The organism is Enterobacter cloacae complex sp. ESBL7 (assembly GCF_041679625.1).
GTDB classification, from domain to species: domain Bacteria; phylum Pseudomonadota; class Gammaproteobacteria; order Enterobacterales; family Enterobacteriaceae; genus Enterobacter; species Enterobacter asburiae_B.
The window spans coordinates 80,318-96,888 of record NZ_JBGORN010000003.1 but is presented as its reverse complement, the minus strand read 5'-3'; the positions used below and the strand labels follow the sequence as shown (position 1 = coordinate 96,888).

General features: G+C 54.2%; 25 protein-coding genes and 1 pseudogene. 23 read left to right on the top strand and 3 right to left on the bottom strand.

Features of this window, described 5'->3' with window-relative positions; genetic code table 11:
* Nucleotides 1–28: 28 nt before the first annotated feature.
* Both ACERY3_RS13850 and ACERY3_RS13845 read right to left on the bottom strand, forming a co-directional pair.
* Nucleotides 29–610: pseudogene (locus tag ACERY3_RS13850) on the bottom strand (glutamate--tRNA ligase family protein); the annotation flags it as partial.
* A gap of 228 nt (nt 611–838) precedes the next feature.
* Nucleotides 839–1,450 (bottom strand): helix-turn-helix domain-containing protein, encoded by a 612-nt coding sequence (locus tag ACERY3_RS13845; protein WP_373225886.1) that lies wholly within the window; start codon nt 1,448–1,450, stop codon nt 839–841.
* Nucleotides 1,451–1,612: 162 nt separating this feature from the next.
* Between ACERY3_RS13845 and ACERY3_RS13840 the strand changes: the two genes are divergently transcribed.
* From ACERY3_RS13840 to ACERY3_RS13785, 12 genes are all read left to right on the top strand, one after another.
* A complete protein-coding gene (locus ACERY3_RS13840) occupies nt 1,613–1,900 on the top strand; it encodes a transcriptional regulator (RefSeq protein WP_373225885.1) in 288 nt (95 codons plus the stop codon).
* Nucleotides 1,901–1,915: 15 nt separating this feature from the next.
* A complete protein-coding gene (locus ACERY3_RS13835; RefSeq protein ID WP_373225964.1) occupies nt 1,916–3,964 on the top strand; it encodes a Mu transposase C-terminal domain-containing protein in 2,049 nt (682 codons plus the stop codon).
* An 11-nt stretch (nt 3,965–3,975) separates the two neighbouring features.
* Complete coding sequence (locus ACERY3_RS13830; RefSeq protein ID WP_373225884.1) at nt 3,976–4,869, top strand: AAA family ATPase; 894 nt, start codon at nt 3,976–3,978, stop codon at nt 4,867–4,869.
* A 10-nt stretch (nt 4,870–4,879) separates the two neighbouring features.
* Nucleotides 4,880–5,104, top strand: coding sequence for a hypothetical protein (locus ACERY3_RS13825; protein WP_373225883.1), 225 nt, complete (start codon nt 4,880–4,882; stop codon nt 5,102–5,104).
* 9 nt (nt 5,105–5,113) lie between these two features.
* On the top strand, nt 5,114–5,377 hold the full coding sequence (locus ACERY3_RS13820) for a hypothetical protein (protein ID WP_373225882.1): 264 nt from the start codon (nt 5,114–5,116) through the stop codon (nt 5,375–5,377).
* A gap of 10 nt (nt 5,378–5,387) precedes the next feature.
* Nucleotides 5,388–6,026 (top strand): DUF3164 family protein, encoded by a 639-nt coding sequence (locus ACERY3_RS13815; protein WP_373225881.1) that lies wholly within the window; start codon nt 5,388–5,390, stop codon nt 6,024–6,026.
* Complete coding sequence (locus ACERY3_RS13810) at nt 5,911–6,249, top strand: ANR family transcriptional regulator (protein ID WP_373225880.1); 339 nt, start codon at nt 5,911–5,913, stop codon at nt 6,247–6,249. Before ACERY3_RS13815 ends, ACERY3_RS13810 begins: the two co-directional genes overlap by 116 nt.
* Nucleotides 6,239–6,430 (top strand): hypothetical protein, encoded by a 192-nt coding sequence (locus ACERY3_RS13805; RefSeq protein ID WP_373225879.1) that lies wholly within the window; start codon nt 6,239–6,241, stop codon nt 6,428–6,430. Before ACERY3_RS13810 ends, ACERY3_RS13805 begins: the two co-directional genes overlap by 11 nt.
* An 89-nt stretch (nt 6,431–6,519) precedes the next feature.
* Nucleotides 6,520–6,912, top strand: coding sequence for a hypothetical protein (locus tag ACERY3_RS13800; RefSeq protein WP_373225878.1), 393 nt, complete (start codon nt 6,520–6,522; stop codon nt 6,910–6,912).
* Nucleotides 6,913–6,986: 74 nt separating this feature from the next.
* Nucleotides 6,987–7,349 carry a VVA0879 family protein gene (locus ACERY3_RS13795; protein WP_373225877.1) on the top strand — a complete coding sequence of 121 codons (363 nt, stop codon included), beginning with the start codon at nt 6,987–6,989 and terminating at the stop codon, nt 7,347–7,349.
* The gene (locus ACERY3_RS13790; protein WP_373225876.1) at nt 7,342–8,043 is read left to right on the top strand and encodes a DUF2786 domain-containing protein; all 702 of its coding nucleotides are present in this window, start codon (nt 7,342–7,344) and stop codon (nt 8,041–8,043) included. Before ACERY3_RS13795 ends, ACERY3_RS13790 begins: the two co-directional genes overlap by 8 nt.
* 29 nt (nt 8,044–8,072) lie before the next feature.
* Entirely contained in the window at nt 8,073–8,369 is a 297-nt protein-coding gene (locus tag ACERY3_RS13785) for a hypothetical protein (RefSeq protein WP_373225875.1), read from the top strand.
* Here ACERY3_RS13785 and ACERY3_RS13780 read toward each other — a convergent pair.
* Complete coding sequence (locus ACERY3_RS13780) at nt 8,355–8,765, bottom strand: DUF2513 domain-containing protein (RefSeq protein ID WP_373225874.1); 411 nt, start codon at nt 8,763–8,765, stop codon at nt 8,355–8,357. The two genes, ACERY3_RS13785 and ACERY3_RS13780, sit on opposite strands and share 15 nt — an antisense overlap.
* Before the next feature lie 50 nt (nt 8,766–8,815).
* On the opposite strand from ACERY3_RS13780, the gene ACERY3_RS13775 reads away from it, so the two are divergent.
* The 11 genes from ACERY3_RS13775 to ACERY3_RS13725 all read left to right on the top strand — a co-directional run bounded on the left by ACERY3_RS13775 (nt 8,816) and on the right by ACERY3_RS13725 (nt 16,469).
* The gene (locus ACERY3_RS13775; protein WP_373225873.1) at nt 8,816–9,211 is read left to right on the top strand and encodes a gp16 family protein; all 396 of its coding nucleotides are present in this window, start codon (nt 8,816–8,818) and stop codon (nt 9,209–9,211) included.
* Nucleotide 9,212: 1 nt separating this feature from the next.
* Nucleotides 9,213–9,659 carry a hypothetical protein gene (locus ACERY3_RS13770; protein ID WP_373225872.1) on the top strand — a complete coding sequence of 149 codons (447 nt, stop codon included), beginning with the start codon at nt 9,213–9,215 and terminating at the stop codon, nt 9,657–9,659.
* A gap of 89 nt (nt 9,660–9,748) precedes the next feature.
* Nucleotides 9,749–10,057 (top strand): hypothetical protein, encoded by a 309-nt coding sequence (locus tag ACERY3_RS13765; protein WP_373225871.1) that lies wholly within the window; start codon nt 9,749–9,751, stop codon nt 10,055–10,057.
* Nucleotides 10,054–10,443 (top strand): hypothetical protein, encoded by a 390-nt coding sequence (locus ACERY3_RS13760; RefSeq protein WP_373225870.1) that lies wholly within the window; start codon nt 10,054–10,056, stop codon nt 10,441–10,443. Before ACERY3_RS13765 ends, ACERY3_RS13760 begins: the two co-directional genes overlap by 4 nt.
* Entirely contained in the window at nt 10,443–10,607 is a 165-nt protein-coding gene (locus ACERY3_RS13755; RefSeq protein ID WP_373225869.1) for a hypothetical protein, read from the top strand. The genes ACERY3_RS13760 and ACERY3_RS13755 overlap by 1 nt, the downstream gene beginning before the upstream one ends.
* Before the next feature lie 67 nt (nt 10,608–10,674).
* The gene (locus tag ACERY3_RS13750; protein ID WP_373225868.1) at nt 10,675–11,196 is read left to right on the top strand and encodes a DUF1804 family protein; all 522 of its coding nucleotides are present in this window, start codon (nt 10,675–10,677) and stop codon (nt 11,194–11,196) included.
* Entirely contained in the window at nt 11,189–11,419 is a 231-nt protein-coding gene (locus ACERY3_RS13745; protein ID WP_240874336.1) for a hypothetical protein, read from the top strand. Before ACERY3_RS13750 ends, ACERY3_RS13745 begins: the two co-directional genes overlap by 8 nt.
* A 103-nt stretch (nt 11,420–11,522) precedes the next feature.
* Nucleotides 11,523–13,181 carry a phage terminase large subunit gene (gene terL / locus ACERY3_RS13740; RefSeq protein WP_373225867.1) on the top strand — a complete coding sequence of 553 codons (1,659 nt, stop codon included), beginning with the start codon at nt 11,523–11,525 and terminating at the stop codon, nt 13,179–13,181.
* Nucleotides 13,182–14,741, top strand: coding sequence for a DUF935 domain-containing protein (locus tag ACERY3_RS13735; protein ID WP_373225866.1), 1,560 nt, complete (start codon nt 13,182–13,184; stop codon nt 14,739–14,741). It begins immediately after the preceding gene.
* Complete coding sequence (locus tag ACERY3_RS13730; protein WP_373225865.1) at nt 14,734–15,990, top strand: phage minor head protein; 1,257 nt, start codon at nt 14,734–14,736, stop codon at nt 15,988–15,990. The genes ACERY3_RS13735 and ACERY3_RS13730 overlap by 8 nt, the downstream gene beginning before the upstream one ends.
* Complete coding sequence (locus tag ACERY3_RS13725) at nt 15,987–16,469, top strand: phage virion morphogenesis protein (RefSeq protein ID WP_373225864.1); 483 nt, start codon at nt 15,987–15,989, stop codon at nt 16,467–16,469. Before ACERY3_RS13730 ends, ACERY3_RS13725 begins: the two co-directional genes overlap by 4 nt.
* The last annotated feature ends 102 nt before the right edge of the window (nt 16,470–16,571 follow it).

Below are 16,571 nucleotides of genomic sequence, written 5' to 3'. Positions count from 1 at the left end.
TGTGTTTTGTTATGAAAAAAGCGGCTAATCATAGCTCAGCGCAACGCATTTGAGAATGCTGGATTTTTGGCACTGCCGCGAGCGTCCAGTTGGCAACGGCCATTTTCAGCAGTTCGTCAATACGCAGATCCTGCCATTCGTTGGTTACATTCTGGTTGAGAAATCGCAGCGCGTCGATCAAAACAGGACGCGGATCGCCGTCTGGCAGGGCCGGGGCGTGGTTCTGCTTTGACAATTTAAAGCCCTGCGCATTGACCGCCAGCGGCAGATGAATGTAGTCCGGTGCCGTCCAGCCAAACTGGTGATACAGCGATATTTGTCGCACGGTCGGTTCGACCAGATCCGCCCCGCGCACAATTTCCGTCACGCCCTGGAAACGATCGTCGACGACCACGGCCAGGTTATAGGCAAACAGGCCGTCACGGCGGTGAATAATAAAATCCTCACGCGCCAGACGTTCATCGGCATGAATCTCACCGGAGAGGAGATCGGTAAAGCGCGTCACCGGGGAGCGCTGCTTTATACGTACGGCGGCATTTTCCGGGGGAAGATTAAGCGTGCGGCAGTGGCCGTCATAGACGCCACCCACGCTCTGGATACGCGCGCGGGTGTGTGGGGTAGCAATCATTTCTGCACTGTTCGGAGAAGCCTCGGCTAAGGGAAAAAGCCTTGATTGACGCGGGATGTAGGGGATTTCAGAGGTTCTGTACTGCGAATTCAAAAATGAGCGAAAATGACTTTTTTTATAATAAATTCTGCACTTTTTGAGTTAGGTTTGAAGAAAACTGATAGCCGTTTGACTAAATCCGTTAACTGCATAATATTTATGGATTTTAAATCAAACGGCTTTTTTATCTGCTACGCTTTCTGGGGGATCATCTCGTTCCACCTTCGATAAAATCTCTCGGATGGCAGTATCTGGTCTGTTAGCCAGCCGCAAAACCCCTGATTTCATCGCCTCAGGTAGCTGCAATAGCTTGATGTTCTTTTCATTGTTAAGGCTGAGAACCGCACCAACGCCATTTCTGAATATGATATCAAAGAGCGTTTCACGTTCAGCATGAGTAAGTCTTTTCAGTAGTAACAGGAATTCAACATTTTCCTCGAAAGTTGCATCACTCACCTTCTCCTTTACACGGGTCGTGTATTTAAACGAGTCATCAGCGGAACTAGCGTCCCCAATGGCAAGCCACTCGACGGAGCAGTTACACGCCTCAGCTAAGATATACAGCCTATCCAGGGTGGGGAATGTCTTGCCCTTAATGTAGCTTCGTACCACTGCCTCTGACATTCCGGCTCTTTCAGCCAGAGCTACATTGCTGAGTATTCCGCCCTTATCCATGGCGGCTTTTAATCGCATACCAAAATGGATTATTCCAGGCTCAGCCAAAACACAATCGTGGATTTTTTCGATTCCAACGGATTTATCATCGCAGGCTTTTGTTTTCATTATCAATTCCATTCAGTTCTCGTAACATCGCAAATAAACACGAAAAATCCGCAAATAAATCTTGCTCGCGGATTTTTACGATCGTATATTTGTGCGTATCGTTACACGCTGGCGTTTAACAGTAGCGTTAAACGTTTTGCACTAACCTTTGAGGATCACACAATGCATACGGCTAATCAAGAATTGCCCGCGTCCCTGATTCGTTTTTACGTAAGCGCATCCGGCAATCAGGATGCGCCCGGTCCGCTAATTCGTACATGTATTGAACTGGCGGGTACGAATTACACCAAGCTGGCAGAAAGCCACGGTGCGTCTGTCGATACACTTCGTAACGCACTCTACCGCCACGCCCCAAAGCAGGAAGGCATCATCGCTGCGGCATTGGGGCTTGCTCCTGAAGATATCTGGCCAAATCGCTGGCTGAATAAATCCAGGATCGTCAGGGGTTAAGAGGTGGCTATGGATATGTGGGTGACAGCTAAAGAGTGTCTCGGTTTGCCTGGCATGCCGGGCAGAGAACAGAATATTCGTGCAAGGCTTGATAAGGCATCCGGTGGCGCGAGCGAACTCAAACGCCGCAGAGCAGGAACTAAAGCGTTCGAGTTTCATGTCGATTGCCTGACCGCCGAGCAACGCGAGTTTTTCAAACAGCGTCACTATCAGTCGGTGCTTGAGCAGTCCACTGAGGTTGCTGTTGTCGATGCGCCGGTGGCGGACAAGAAAGCTGCCGTGAAGCCGTCGCAGGAGCTTGAACTGATTCGCCAGTGCCCGGCGCTACTGGAGCGCAAGGTTGGCACACTGACCGATAAGCAAAAGCAGATCGCCGATGCCCGCGCCCTGCTGGCGCAGGAAGTCGAAAGACTGATTGATGCAAAAATGCCCAGGTCTCGTGCGGTTCAGTTAATTGCTGATGGCTCCCGTAATGGTTCTCTGCCTGAGCGTGTTCTGCGGGCTGCTGAAATCGCCAACGCCCGCAAGGGTAAGACCCGCACCGGCATCAGCGTTCGCTGCCTGCAGGAGTGGGTAACAATTTGTCGGAGCACTGAAAACGGTGGTGAACGTCTGGCGTTACTGGCACCCGGTCACCTGAAAGCGAAAGTGCCTGAGCAGATTGGCTGGCTGGTCGATTTTCTCCCCCACTGGCGCAGTCTCAACGGCCCCACTCTGCAGGCAGCATACCGTTCCTTTGAAGCGGAATGGAATACGCGGTATGCCGACCAGCCCGCCATGCTGGCGGCGATACCGTCCTATCACGCAGTCAATCGCGCAATGAAAAAATTCCCGCGTCGTGAGCTTGCTCGCGGGCGTGTATCTGGTTCTGCTGCCCGTGCGCTGGAGACATATCAGAAGCGTGACTGGTCACAGATGCCTGTTAACGGCTGCTGGATAAGTGATGGTAAGTCTCTGAATATGAAAGTCGCGCATCCGGTGCACGGTCAGCCGTTCACCCCGGAGCTGACGCTCATTATTGATGGCCGGACACGCTATGTCGTCGGCTGGAGCCTGTCGCTCGCTGAAAGCATGCTGGCGGTGGCTGATGCCTACCGGTACGCCATGAAGCACCACGGCAAGCCGCTGTTTGTGTATTCAGATAACGGTAGCGGTCAGGCTAACCTGTCATTTGATGATGAAATATCCGGTATTTTCCCGCGTATGGGTATCCGTCATATGACCGGTATTCCGGGTAATCCGCAGGCTCGCGGCATTATTGAGCGCCTTAACGGCGTGATACCGCTGGCCATCGCGCAGAAGTTTGCCACATTCAACGGCACTGGCGCAGATGCAGAACATGTCCGTATTACGCAGCGCGGCATTGATTCTGCCATCAATGCGCTGAAAAACGGCAAGGCGCTCAACGCGATACAGCAAAAAGCGATAGGCAAATTGCCGTCATGGCAGCAGCTTCTTGACGCCATCGCCATTGAGGTTGATGCCTACAACCATTCGCACGAGCACAGCCAGTTACCGAAGTATAACGGACGTTATCTGACCCCAGCGCAGTACCGTAAGGCCGTTCTGGAAGCCGAAGGTGACGAGATTGAATACCTGACCGAGCTTGAGCTGCGCGAGGTGTTCATGCTGGAGCGTAAACCAACCGCCAGTCGTGGGTGGATCACTGTCAACAGCAACGAATATTTCGCGGAAGAACTTATTAACGTCGATGGCGAGAAGGTCCGCGCGGCCTTTGATATGCATGATGCCCGCGAGGTGATCGTGCGCCGGATGGATGGTTCTTATCTCTGCACGGCAGTCTGGAACGGTAACAAAGTCGCAGCCGTCCCTGTCAGCGAGATGGATAAAGCGCAGAAAGAACGTACCAAACGTCGTCTTAAGCGCGTGGAAGATAAAAGAGAAGGAATACTGGCGGAAGGCCGTCAGGTGCTGGAGCACAACAGCAACTTCAATATGGGGATCACTATCGACGCCACCCCGTCAGAGGACGAAGAACACCTGTTCCTTTTCCAGGCTGACCGCGATGAATATCTGAAGAAAACCGGCTCTGGTCGGGCATGAGGAGTTTAAATATGGAATTACGTGAACAACTGCAGGAATTAATGAGCCGCCAGAGCCTTTCTCAGGTGCACGTGGCGCGGGCAATCGGGAAAAGCGCGGCGGTCATTAATCAATACCTTCAGGGTAAATATACCGGGGATGTTGAGTCCGTCAATGAATTAATTGCGGGCTTCATTCAGCGCGAGCGTGAAAAAGCGCAGTCCCGGAAGATTAATTTTGATTTTGTTCCCACCAAATCGGCGCGTTACGGCATGGAGCTGATTACCTACGCCCATCTGGAGTGCGATATCGGTGTTCTGACTGGCGCGGCAGGTGTTGGCAAGACGATGATTATGCGTGAATACGCGGACAAGCACCGTGACGCCATCCTGATTGAAGCTGATCCCGGCTACACCGCCCGCGTACTGCTGGAAGAACTGTGTAACCGCCTGGGCGTCAGCAAGCGCGGCAACATCCATGACCTGAGTGATGGTTGCGTCCAGGCACTGCGCGATTCCGGTCGTCTGCTGCTGATTGATGAAGCTGAGTTGTTGCCTTACCGGGCGCTGGAAGTACTGCGCCGTCTGCATGACAAGGCCGGTATCGGTATCGTTCTGGCGGGCATGCCGCGTCTTCTGGTCAACCTGCGCGGTAAGCGCGGTGAGTTTGCGCAGTTGTACAGCCGTGTGGGCCTGTCCCTGCCGCTGGGGGATGCGCTGTCCCGCGATGATTTCAATCTGCTGGCAGTCAGCATGATGCCAGAGGCGGCTGACGTGAAAATCAGTGATGCCCTGTTTACCTCGGCGCGGGGTAATGCGCGTCGGCTGGGTAAATTACTGCGCGGGGTAAACCGTACCTGCGAAATCAGTAACACCCCGGTCAGTGTCGCTGCGGTGAAGAAGTTCGCCGAAATGCTCATTCACTAAGGAGAAAATCATGGTTAATCAGTTTATTGCATTTGCCAGTGCCCGCGACGCCCTTGAGGCTCAGGGGTGTGTTATCCGTAGTTATGTCCGTAAGCCGCAGCGTCCGGTGATTACGGCTGAAAGTATGACCGGTCATATTCCGTGGCCTGTTGTTGAAGTGGTAGTAAGAGAGAACGGCGTGCAGCGCGTGGTGTGTACGTCCCGTATTAATGATTGTCAGATTATCTGGAATTAAGAGGGTTATATGGCGAAGGTTATTTTTGAATTTACTGAAGATGGTGCTGTTATGGGGGACTTTCCTGGGCAGAGCGTTATTCCTGTGGCTATCAGCGTAAGCGTTGAAGGGCTTAATGATACAAGACCGGGTAACTCTGAGTGTCTGGCTTTAATCATGAAACAAAAGGCTCCTGCAATTCTCAAGGTAATAAATGAAATTTACATGGGAAAGCTGAAAGAAACTGGCGTTCAGGGTGTTAAATCTGAATTTATCAAAGTCAATCTGCAATAAGGGGAAGAAAATGTCTGAAAATACAACATCACATACCAAAGCCACTATTCCTGCCGGGTTCTGGGAAGATGCACGCGGTGCGCTGATTCCTGAGTCAGTTATCAAGCCTGTCGATAAAGAGCGCGATGCGCTGGTTAAATCGCTGGTTGAACGTGCAAAGCCGCTGCAGGAAGCGCTGCGTAAGTTCAAAGAAGATGCTTTCGCTGATATTCAGGCGCTGATTGACCTGTCTGCTGAGCAGTACGGCGCGAAGGTTGGTGGGCGTAAGGGCAATGTCACCATGTACAGCTTTGACGGGCGCTACAAGGTGCAGCGTGCAATGCAGGACCACATTGCCTTTGATGAACGTATCCAGGCGGCAAAAGCGTTAATTGACGCCTGTATCGCGGAATGGACTCACGATGCCCGTCCTGAGCTGCTGGCGATTATTGACCGCGCGTTCTCCACCGATAAGGAAGGCGAAATCAATCCGGGGCGCGTACTGCAGTTGCGTCGCCATGAAATTACTGACCCGCGCTGGATTGAGGCCATGAATGCCCTTTCTGAGGCTGTTCAGGTTGTGGGCAGTAAAAGCTATATCCGCCTTTATGAGCGCATCGGCGACACCGACCAGTATCGTCCCATCTCACTCGATATCGCGGGGGTGTGATATGTCAAAACCTGTTGAACATGGCGCACGTAGCAACTTTGGTGCCTGCGCTGTTGGGGCGATTCGTGCGGAGCATCGCGGTGACTGGGGTGAAGCTGAGGCGCTGTGGCTTAAGGCTGCTGCAAGTCGATGTGGTTCTCACAATCTGTTTTATGCAAATGCACGTGCGGCGTTTTGCGCCAATGCCCTGGCTCGTCGGTGGAGTTCACCTCATGCGTGCTAAGGAGTTTAACCACCGTTATGCCGTCGGCAGTCGTTTTATCTTCCAGCCATCAAAGGCTATGCGGGGTGGCAAGGTGATAAAAACGATTGGTGTGGCGCGTGACCTTAAATCAGCAACGGTCGTTGAAATTAATGTTGAGCCTTATTTTGCCAATATTAATTCTCTGACTCCGGCAGGCTAAATTTAAAACTTATTTAAACAGATATTAATCATCTATTAATTATGGCGTAAACCGTCAGGGGACTGCTTACGCCCATTATGGGGAAAATTATGAGTGTAACCATTATTCAGCAAATGATTGGACTGACATTTGACCAGGTTTCAGTGAATGAAGAAAAAACAGAACTGAAGTTTGCATGGTGGTCAGGCACCCGGTCTTGTGTTTTCTTCCATGAAGAACATTGCTGTGAGTCGGTATGGATTGAAGATATTACCGGGGACCTCGGAGACCTTGAGAACTCACCGATTACGGAGGCTGAAGTGGTGACTGAGTCTGAAACCAGTGACAGAGACGGCGCTCAAAGTATCACCTGGACGTTCTTTAAGTTTGGCACAACTAAAGGGAGCGTCACGGTCAGATGGTGTGGCGCGAGTAATGGTTATTACTCTGAGATCGTCTCTATGAGAATTGAGCAGACTATTCACTTCTGCGGTGAGTCTTAATCCTATATTAATCATTTTTTAATTATGGTGTAACCGTCAGGGAACTGCTTACGCCTGAAGCAAGGATATCAGATATGAAAACATTAACTCTGGAAGCGCTTAAGCAGCAGCTTAATAACCAAAATGTCGAGCGACTTGACAGGGCGTTAATTTGCCCAATGTGCGGAACGGTTCAGTCTGTCCGATTGTTGATGACCTGTCACCCGGAAGCCCGTAAATATTTTGGTGTTGAGTGTGTGGGCCGGTTTAGCGGGAAAGGCTCACCGTCCATTGAAAAGGGAAAGAATCACGGATGCAACTGGTCTCTGAGTGGTTTATTCCAGATGCATAATCTGGAGGTCATTACCGATGATGGTCAGCATCATCCGCATTTTGAGGCTGCGTCTCCTGAACAGGCGCAGGAGCTTGCCAGCCGCATGGGAGATTCCCATGAATAAAGAAAAGTATCTCGCCAAAATTAAAAAGCTCATGCGCCTGGCTAAGGGGACGTCCAGCCCTGAAGAAGCAGCTAATGCTATGGCGAAAGTGCAGGCTTATATGCGCGAGTATGGTCTGAGTGAATCCGATGTGGAGTTTACCGAAATCAAAGAGGCATCCAGTACCGGTGCACCGAGTGATGCGCGGAAATCTCCGGATTACATGCATCACCTCGCAAACCTTGTCTGTCGTGCTTTTGGTGTTGAAGCGTATTTCAGTGGCGAGTGGCGTAATAACGGGAGCCTTAAGCGCGTGGTGCGTTTCTACGGACCCGGTGAGCGTGCGGAGATTGCGGCATATGTCTTTGATGTTCTCTCCCGTCAGATGATGTGTGCCCGCAAAGAGTACCAGGCGAAGCACTGCAAGCGCTGTAAGCCCGCAACGCGTATCGCCCGTGGCGACCAGTTCTGCGAGGGCTGGGTCGGTGGTGCTTCCGGCGTCATCACAGCTTTCGGTATTTCTCCCGACGAAAAAGGTCTGCTGGAGCGTTATACGCAGCAACTACATGAAAAGAAAGGTCTCACAGAGGGACAATCACGTTCCGCTAAATCCTGCCGTGGGTCTGATGATGCCGTTGGTGCGGGGTATTGGGCTGGTAAAAATGCGCGTCTGCACCACGGTGTTGATGGTGCCGATAACAAGCTGCTCCGATGAATGAAGTGATTAAGGAAAGGAAATTTAAAATGAAAAAAGATGAAATATCTCAACGTGAGCTTTATCGCTCATCGCTGATGGCAAGCGGTTTTTCTGCAGATGTCGTGGAGCAATTGACGTCTCATTTAGAGAACGATGGCGATGTTCAGGACTTCTGTTCATATCTGTGTAGCGAGTTAAGGCTTGAAGTGACAGAAGCGCTAAGTATGTTCTGGATAGTATCGAAACTGAAAAAAATTGCAGAGGGCAACGATCCTGTCGCTTCCGTTGCCGCCCTTACGCAATTAATAAGAATTTCGCCTTTTATTTCATTATTCAAAACCTAATTTATTTTTTACGAAACTTGTTAATAAGTCTTTGCTGACGTCTTTGAGCATTTCAAACGGGGCGTCCGCAAAATCCTGCTTTAATCGCTCAAGTATGGGTTTCTTATTCAGTGCATTCGCAAAGTCGTGCCCGTCTTGTGTTAGCCGGATTGGAATGGAAGCACCGCCGACACCACGGCTGGAAAAAATTATACCGATATGTTTTGGATCACCTGTTTGCAGGTGCCGATTACTGATTAGACCATTTTCAACAAGCAGGAGCAGGTGAAAGACAAGTTTATTTTCCTCTTCACCTTCTACGTCAAAAAAATCGAGGTCACGTAGCGTTATGAACGGTTCTTTACTGTTGAGAAAAACTGACAGAATTTTGTTTAGCTCATCAAAGTCTATTCGCATATCAATGTCCTTTTATCATCGCCAATTTGCACCAATTCAAGAGAGGCACTATGCGTAATCTTATCAAAGTGATCCACACCGGCAAAAAATCGCTGGGCTGGGATGATGAAACCTACCGCGCCGTTCTGGTACGGGTGACCGGTAAACGCAGTGCGCGTGACTGTTCAGAGTCGGAGCTGGAGAGCGTGGTGCGCTATATGCGTGGTCAGGGGTTTGCGCCAGCCGCGAAGACCGGACGCAGGCCGGGTGTGGCAGTCGGGCGTAAGGCGATGCTCAGCAAGATTGAGGCGCTGCTGGCTGAAGCCGGTCGCCCGTGGTCATATCTGGATGGTGTCACAGAGCGCATGCTGGGGGAGAAAAAGCCCGTTGAGTGGCTGAATGACGACCAGTTGCGTAAAGTCATGCAGATGCTGATTGTTGACGCGAGACGTCACGGGAGGTTGTAATATGCGCAAGTTTGACATTGCATCCCTTGAAGACCTGTTACCGGAAACCGTGCGGCAGATTGCACTGGTGATCGGCTTTCCGGCAACTCAGCAACTGATTGAGCGTTTCGGCGGTGCGTGTTTTCCTGTCGGTCGGGGAAACCGACAGACCGGAGAACGCCGTCTGGAACTGCTGCGTGAAACCATTGGTGAAGACAATACGCGCTTGCTGATGCAGCACTTCGGCGGGGAAAGTTCACTGGTGATCCCCCGTTGCGCCGTTGCGTTCCGGGAGTGGCGTAACCGCTGTTTTCTGGAGGATGTTGACGAGCTGGTCAGCAAGGGGGAATCCCTGCGCATGGCGCTGACGCTGACGGCACCGCGCTACGGTATCGCAAATACCTGGGCGTGGGCTATACTGGCCCGTCGTCGCAGTCCGCCGCCTGCCTCTCAGGGTGATCTCTTCTGATTTTGTTATCCTGACCGCTTCACCCCCGTATCACGTCTCACCACAGACGACCTGCCACAATAACCCTCACATTTTGTTGAGGGTTTTTAATGAAAGCAAATATCAACATCTTCGCCTGCAGGACGCTGTTGCTGACAGCCGTTCTGACGATGGCGGCCTGTTCTGGCGTGTCATTTACGCATTCGGATAATACCGACGGATTCGGTATCACCAATGCTGAAGTTCAGCCGGGGGCCACCGTCATCATGACCTACCCGGATGGTTCGGCCTGCATCGATACCCGTGCAAGGGAGGGGAAAACCTGCCAGTTAATGGTGCCCTCGTCTTCCGGCGCTTCCGGTATACCGGTTGCCGCTGACACTCCTGTTGCGCCTGCCATGCCGGAGGCGAAGCCATGAACGAACAAACCAGCCATCTTCTTGCCACCCTGCTGCAAAAGACCCTCTCCGGGATCGATTCGGCGGTGGCGTTCAGCCAGGCGCAGTTACCGGATGTTATTCGCCAGCTAATGCTCTGGAAGGCTGCCCTGTACGGCCTGCGTATCGTTATGTTCTCTCTGTTGTTATGGGGTTGCATCGTGCTGTTCCGTAAGGGGCTGGCGTGGAATAAAAGCCTGAGTACCGAGACTCAGGCTACCCTGAGTCTCGTCCTGTCCGTGGTGGTCGGTCTGATTACTGTGTTTGTGGTGGCGAGTAATACCTGCAACCTGCTTCAGCTATGGCTCGCCCCCAAAATCTGGCTCATTGAATATGCTGCAGACCTGATGAGATCGGGAGGTAACTGATGCGTCTCTCAGTGGTTTTATTGATGGCCTGCGTGCTGTCTGGCTGTGTCCAGCAACGCGCCAGCGTGAGCATTTTCTCCACGGCGGCAGCGTTGTCAGTAACCAGTGAGACGGTTGATGGTCAGGTGGTCGTGTACAGCACAAGTGGAAACCGCAGGCGCTAACGTTTCGTCGTTTCCGCTGCTGTCTGGCGGGTTCAGGGAAGTATGGCAAGTGTAAATGGTGACGTAAATGGCACATCCGCAGGCACTCAAAGACGCCATCAGGCGTGATTACATCGCTCAGGGGATTTCCCCGGAAGTGCTGGGGCCGATGCATGGTGTGAGCGTGGCTACTGTTCTTCGCTGGCGTCGTGATGCCCGCGCAAGTGGCGACGACTGGGACAAACAACGCGCCGCCCGTCGCCTGTCGTCCGGCCTGCCGGAAGACGTCGCCCGTGAGCTGGTAATGGAGTTCATGGAGCATCAGCAGCACGCGATGGAGCAATTGCGTAAGGGGCGAGAAAGTACAGACGGTAAGGCAGCAATGCCCCCCGATGAGTACGCCAGCCTGCTGGTCAGGCTCCAGGATGGATTTAACAAAATGATTGCCGCCAGTAAGCGCATTTTGCCGGAAACCGACCGGCTGATTGTGGCCGCCGGTGTGGTCGAGGATTTAGCTGCGTTTCTGAGTGAGAAGCATCCGTCACTGATGGCGGGGTTTCTGGATGTCTTACCTGAGTTTCAGCAGATAGTGGAGAAAAAGTATGGCTGAAGTCATTAAACCGGTAAATCAGTTTATCGCGCTCACCGACCGCAATGCGGTGCGGGCCGATACCATCGTTCGTGTATACGTTCAGAGCGATTATCTGATGGTTCAGACCGCTGATGGTGAGACTCACCAGGCGGACGGCCTTTATGCCCGGTCGGTATGGCAGGCTAAATCGGCACTTCTGGAGCAGATTGAGGCTGTGCTGGCTTTCCGTAATCAGGTCTGATGGTCAGTTTTTCTGTATCAGACATAAAGCCTCTCTGTGTAATGGGTCATTGTTGGCAGCGATATCCTGGCACAGGGAGGCTTTATTTTTAAGAGGTTAAAGGGTGTCAAAATCTTCGCTTAAAGCCTTTCGCGAAAAAATCGCCCGCATTCAGGGTGAGCTGCGCGACCGCATAGAGAGTGCAAGCTGCGGGCTTGACAGCAGCCCGGAGGCGATTCAGGCCCGACGTTCACAGGTCAGCTGCCCGGTGACCGGGTTTCGCTTTTTCGTGAACACCTATTTTCAGCATCACCTCCATCACCCTGAGACCAGCGAGCTGCACGAGTACCTGTATGAGCGCCTGCCTCAGATTGTCGCCAGCCCGGAGAGCGAGAATGACGTTATTGCCGCCCCGCGCAGTGAGGCAAAAACCACCCTCGGGCAGCAGCTGTTTGACCTGTGGTGCGTTGTCCTTGAACTGAAAAAATTCATCATCATCGCCTTCGATACCTCCGCGCAGTCGGCGGAGTCGCTGGAAGTTATCAAGGCCGAGTTGCTGTATAACGCTGGTCTGGCGCTGGACTTCCCACAAGCCTGCGGGCAGGGGCGCGTCTGGCGTATCGGCTGCATTCTGACGGCATCGGGTATCAAAATCGAGTCAGCCGGTCAGGGCCAGAGCCTGCGTGGTCGTAAGCACGGCGCGTATCGTCCCGATCTCGTTCACCTCGATGACCTCGAAAACGACGAGAACGTGGTGACGCCAAAGCAGCGCGACAAGCTGGAGAAGTGGCTTAACAGTACCGTTCTGCCGCTGGGCGGGGCCGGGGTGAAGCTGGATGTTATCTACGTCGGCTCCATCCTGCACTACGATTCCGTGCTGGCCCGCACCATGAAAAACCCGCTGTGGAACGCGAAGCGCTTCCAGGCCATTCTCGCGTGGCCGGACGACATGACCCGCTGGGATGAGTGGGAAGCTATCCTGCGCACGCAGGGCAAAGCCGCCGCCAGAGCGTTCTATAACCGAAACCAGAAAGCAATGCTGAAAGGCTCCCGCGTCTCATGGGCGGCTCGTCCGCTGCTGGCGCTGATGCTTATCCGGGTACGTGTCGGCACCCGCGCGTTCGATGCGGAATACCAGAACGATCCTGTCAGCGGCGAGAACGCCATCTTCCACGGCTGTATTCACGAATATCGGGAGCTGGAGCCTGACCTGGTATATTTCGGGGCCGTTGACCCGTCGCTTGGCAAAAACAACACGCGGGGGAATGACCCCAGCGCGCTACTGGTAGGCGGCTGGCACCGCATCAAAAAGGTACTCAAGGTGGTCCGGGCTGATATTCGCGTCCGCAAGCCGAAGAAAATCATCACCGATGTGATCGCACTGCAGCGTGAGTTTGGCTGTATTGCCTGGGCGTTTGAGTCAGTGCAGTTTCAGGACTTCCTGCGTGAAACGCTGATAGAAGAATCCCTGAAGGCAGGCGTCCCGGTTCCTGCACGCTCGGTGATTCCCACCACCGACAAGCACGGGCGTATTGAGTCCCTGCAGCCGTTTATGGAAAACGAGCGCATTCTCATCAGCCACCTGCTGTCCACCCTGCGAGAACAGCTGATGCATTTTCCGATGGCGGACCATGATGATGGACCGGATGCGCTGCAGATGCTGTTTGCCATCGCGTCCACCAGTGTGGGGCGCTTTGAGTTTATCCCTGTGAGTGCGGTGGGTAGCGATGATGATGACGACGATGACGATGATCCCGGTGGATTTGGCAAGGGGGGATGGTAAATGGACATAAAAGGTGTCTTTAAACGGTATTTCAGCCGCATTAAAACAGAACCGATGCAGAGTGACGAAGATCCGTATCTGTACCGGGAATTCCCTGAGCACCCGTCCACCGGACTGGATATCCAGCGTATCTATACGCTGTTTCAGGCAGCGGAACAGGGTGATATCCAGGCGCAGAGCGATCTGTTTACGGACATGGAAGAGCGTGACGGTCATCTGTTCGCTGAGATGTCCAAGCGCAAACGGGCGCTGCTGACGCTGCCGTTCAGCGTTAAAGCCCCGCCGGATGCGACGGAGGCCGAAAAGAAAATTGCGGCGGAAGCGGACTGGTGGCTGCACCAGTTGCCGGGGCGTCGTGAAATGCTGATGGATATGCTGGATGCCATCGGGCACGGGTTTTCCTGTACCGAAATTGAATGGGGCCAGAAAGGCGATCTGACGCTACCGGTGAAGTTTCATAAGCGGGCTGCGCGGATGTTCACCATGCCGCAGGATGATCTGGACCAGATAAACCTGCGTCGTGGCGGTGCCGACGGCGAGCCGTTGTGGGATTTGGGCTGGCTGGTTCACCGGCACAAATCAAAATCTGGCCCTGTTGCACAGAGTGGTCTGTTCCGCGTACTGGTCTGGACCTACCTGTTCAAGAACCTGTCCGCCCGCGACTGGGCGCAGTTCCTGAACCTCTATGGTCTGCCGTTCCGTATCGGCAAATACGATACCTCGATGGGCGATAAAGAACGGTCCAGGCTGTTACGCGGTATCCGGCAGCTGGCCCGCGAAGGTGGCGGGATCATCCCGAAAGATGCCGATATCCAGCTGATAGCCCCGTCGGCAAACCAGAGCGCACCGTTCTTCGCGATGGTGGACTGGTGTGAGAAGGTACAGTCAAAAGTCATTCTCGGCGGTACGCTGACCAGCCAGGCGGACGGCAAATCCTCCACCAACGCTCTCGGCAATATTCACAATGAGGTGCGCCATGATCTGCTGACCGGGGATGCCGAGATGGTGGCGGAAACCCTGACGCAACAACTGCTGTGGCCTGTTCTGGCGCTGAATGGACGGTTTGATCCTGCACGTGCGCCACAGCTGGAGTTTGACACCCGTGAATCCACTGACCTGAACACACTGATGGATGTCGTCCTTAAGGCGCAGAATGCGGGCTATGATATCACCGCGCAGTGGCTGTCCGACAAGAGCGGTATTCCGCTGCCGCAGCAGGGCCAGACGATACTGAAGCCCGTCAGCCGTCAGTTACCGGGGGAAGCGGCGCTGTCGCAGGTCATGCAGGCCCGGCTTGCCGCCCTGTCGCTGCCCGCGCCCTCTACGGACGAGGTGCAGGCACAGCTTGATGCGGCACCGCAGCTGCTGGCTGCGCAGGCCAGCGCTGCCGCCGAAACCATGCTGCGCCCACTGATTGACAGCATCAGGTCTGCGCAGTCACCGGACGAGGTGTATGCGCTGCTGGCAGCGAGTTATCCGACGCTGAACGATGCGTCGCTTCGCGAACTGGTCGGGCAGGCTGTATTTGCCGCTGACGTGCTGGGGCAGCATTATGCCTGATGTCAATGCAGGCTTTGCCCTGACCCTGCCACCGACAAAGGCCATCAGCTATTTCCAGTCAAAGGGCATAACGCCCTCAATGGGCTGGAAAGCGCTGGAAGATGAGGCGCACGCGGTACAGTTTACGGTTGCCGGGATCACGAAGCTGGATGTGCTCAATGATATCCATCAGGGACTGAGCAACGCGCTGGCGAACGGCTCCACCCTGCGTCAGTTTCAGGATGAGGTCGAGCCGCTGTTGCAGCGTAAGGGCTGGCTGGGGCGCGGACTGGTTGCCGATGAAGACGGCGTGCTACAGGGCAAACAGCTGATGCCGTACCGGCTGGAGACGATTTTCAGAACCAATATTCAGTCAGCCTATGCGGCGGGGCGCTGGCAGCAGCAGATGCGGGGTGTCGCTGAGCGCCCGTACCTTGAGTACAACGCGGTCATGGACAACCGGACGCGTCCGCTGCACGCTTCTCTCAACGGACGCGTGTTCCGCTGGGATGATCCCATCTGGCAGACCATCTACCCGCCGAACGGGTATAACTGCCGCTGCTGGGTGCGGGCGCTGACGAAAGCCCAGCTTGATAAACATCCTGTGGGACTGGAAAGCAGCGCCGGTAGGCTGATCACCGTGCAGCAGCCTTACGGTACGGATGGCGAAATGCGCCCCGTGACGGCGTACCGTGATCCAAAGACGGGACAGCTGCTGGTGCCGGATGCGGGTTTTCATCTCAATCCGGGGCACGGTTATCTGGCGGGTCTCGGTCAGTCGCTGCTGGAGAAAAGTGCCACGGCGGCACCGGAGCTGGCGGCGGTGGCCGTGCAGGAAACCCTCGGCAATAACCGGCTGGCCACCACGATGAACCGGGATGTGCATGAGTGGACGCAGCGCCTGACGCCTGCATCCTCCGGTGATTTCCGTCGCGTGGGGGCGCTTTCCCCGCGCGTGCTGTCCCGGCTGCACACCGGTGGCGTGCTGCCGTCGCCGGTGATCACCCTGACGGCGGATGACTGCCTGGCAAACCAGGAGGAAGGTACGTCGTTGTGGCCGCGTCTTGTCTCTGCATTTTACCGCCCGGTGGCGGTGTTTCTGCAGGATAACGTGCTCAATATGGTGACCGGTGATAACGGGGCATACCAGACCGTCACCCTGAACGCCGTGAAAACCGGCTTTCAGGCAGCCCGTATTCGCGCATGGTCACCGGCACAGGCGTCGGGGAGTCTCCTGCTTGATGGCCAGTTCCCGGAGGTGTCAGAGTGATTGATATCGAGCTGACGGTTCCGCCAGACCTTGAACGCCTGCTGGAAGAGCTGGAGCGGCGCGTGAAAAACCGCGCCCCGCTGATGGAAAAAATCGCCGGGATCATGATGAACGCGGTGGATGAAAACTTTATCCACGGCGGGCGTCCGGCATGGGAGCCGCTGAAATACCGTGATGGTAAGCCTCTGCAGATGTCAGGCCGGTTGCACGGCTCCATCCACCCGTGGAATGATAACGACAGCGCTGTTGTCGGCACCAACGTGGTCTATGCGGCTATCCAGAACTTTGGCGGTAAGACCCGTGCGCATGAAATCCGTCCCCGGCATAAAAAAGCGCTGGCCTTTGGCGGACGGTTTGCCCGTAAGGTTAACCACCCCGGCTCTGATATTCCGGCCAGACCCTTTCTGGTGCTGACGGAGGCGGATTACGAAGAGATCCGCCAGGCGATTCTGGAGTATATCGCCGGAAACGGTGAATGACGCCACAGACGCGCTGTAAGCGTCTGTGAAAGCGCAGCGGTAACATCATACTGCCAAAACCCCGTTAAACGATTCTGGCGCGATTTAAACGGGTTTTAAATC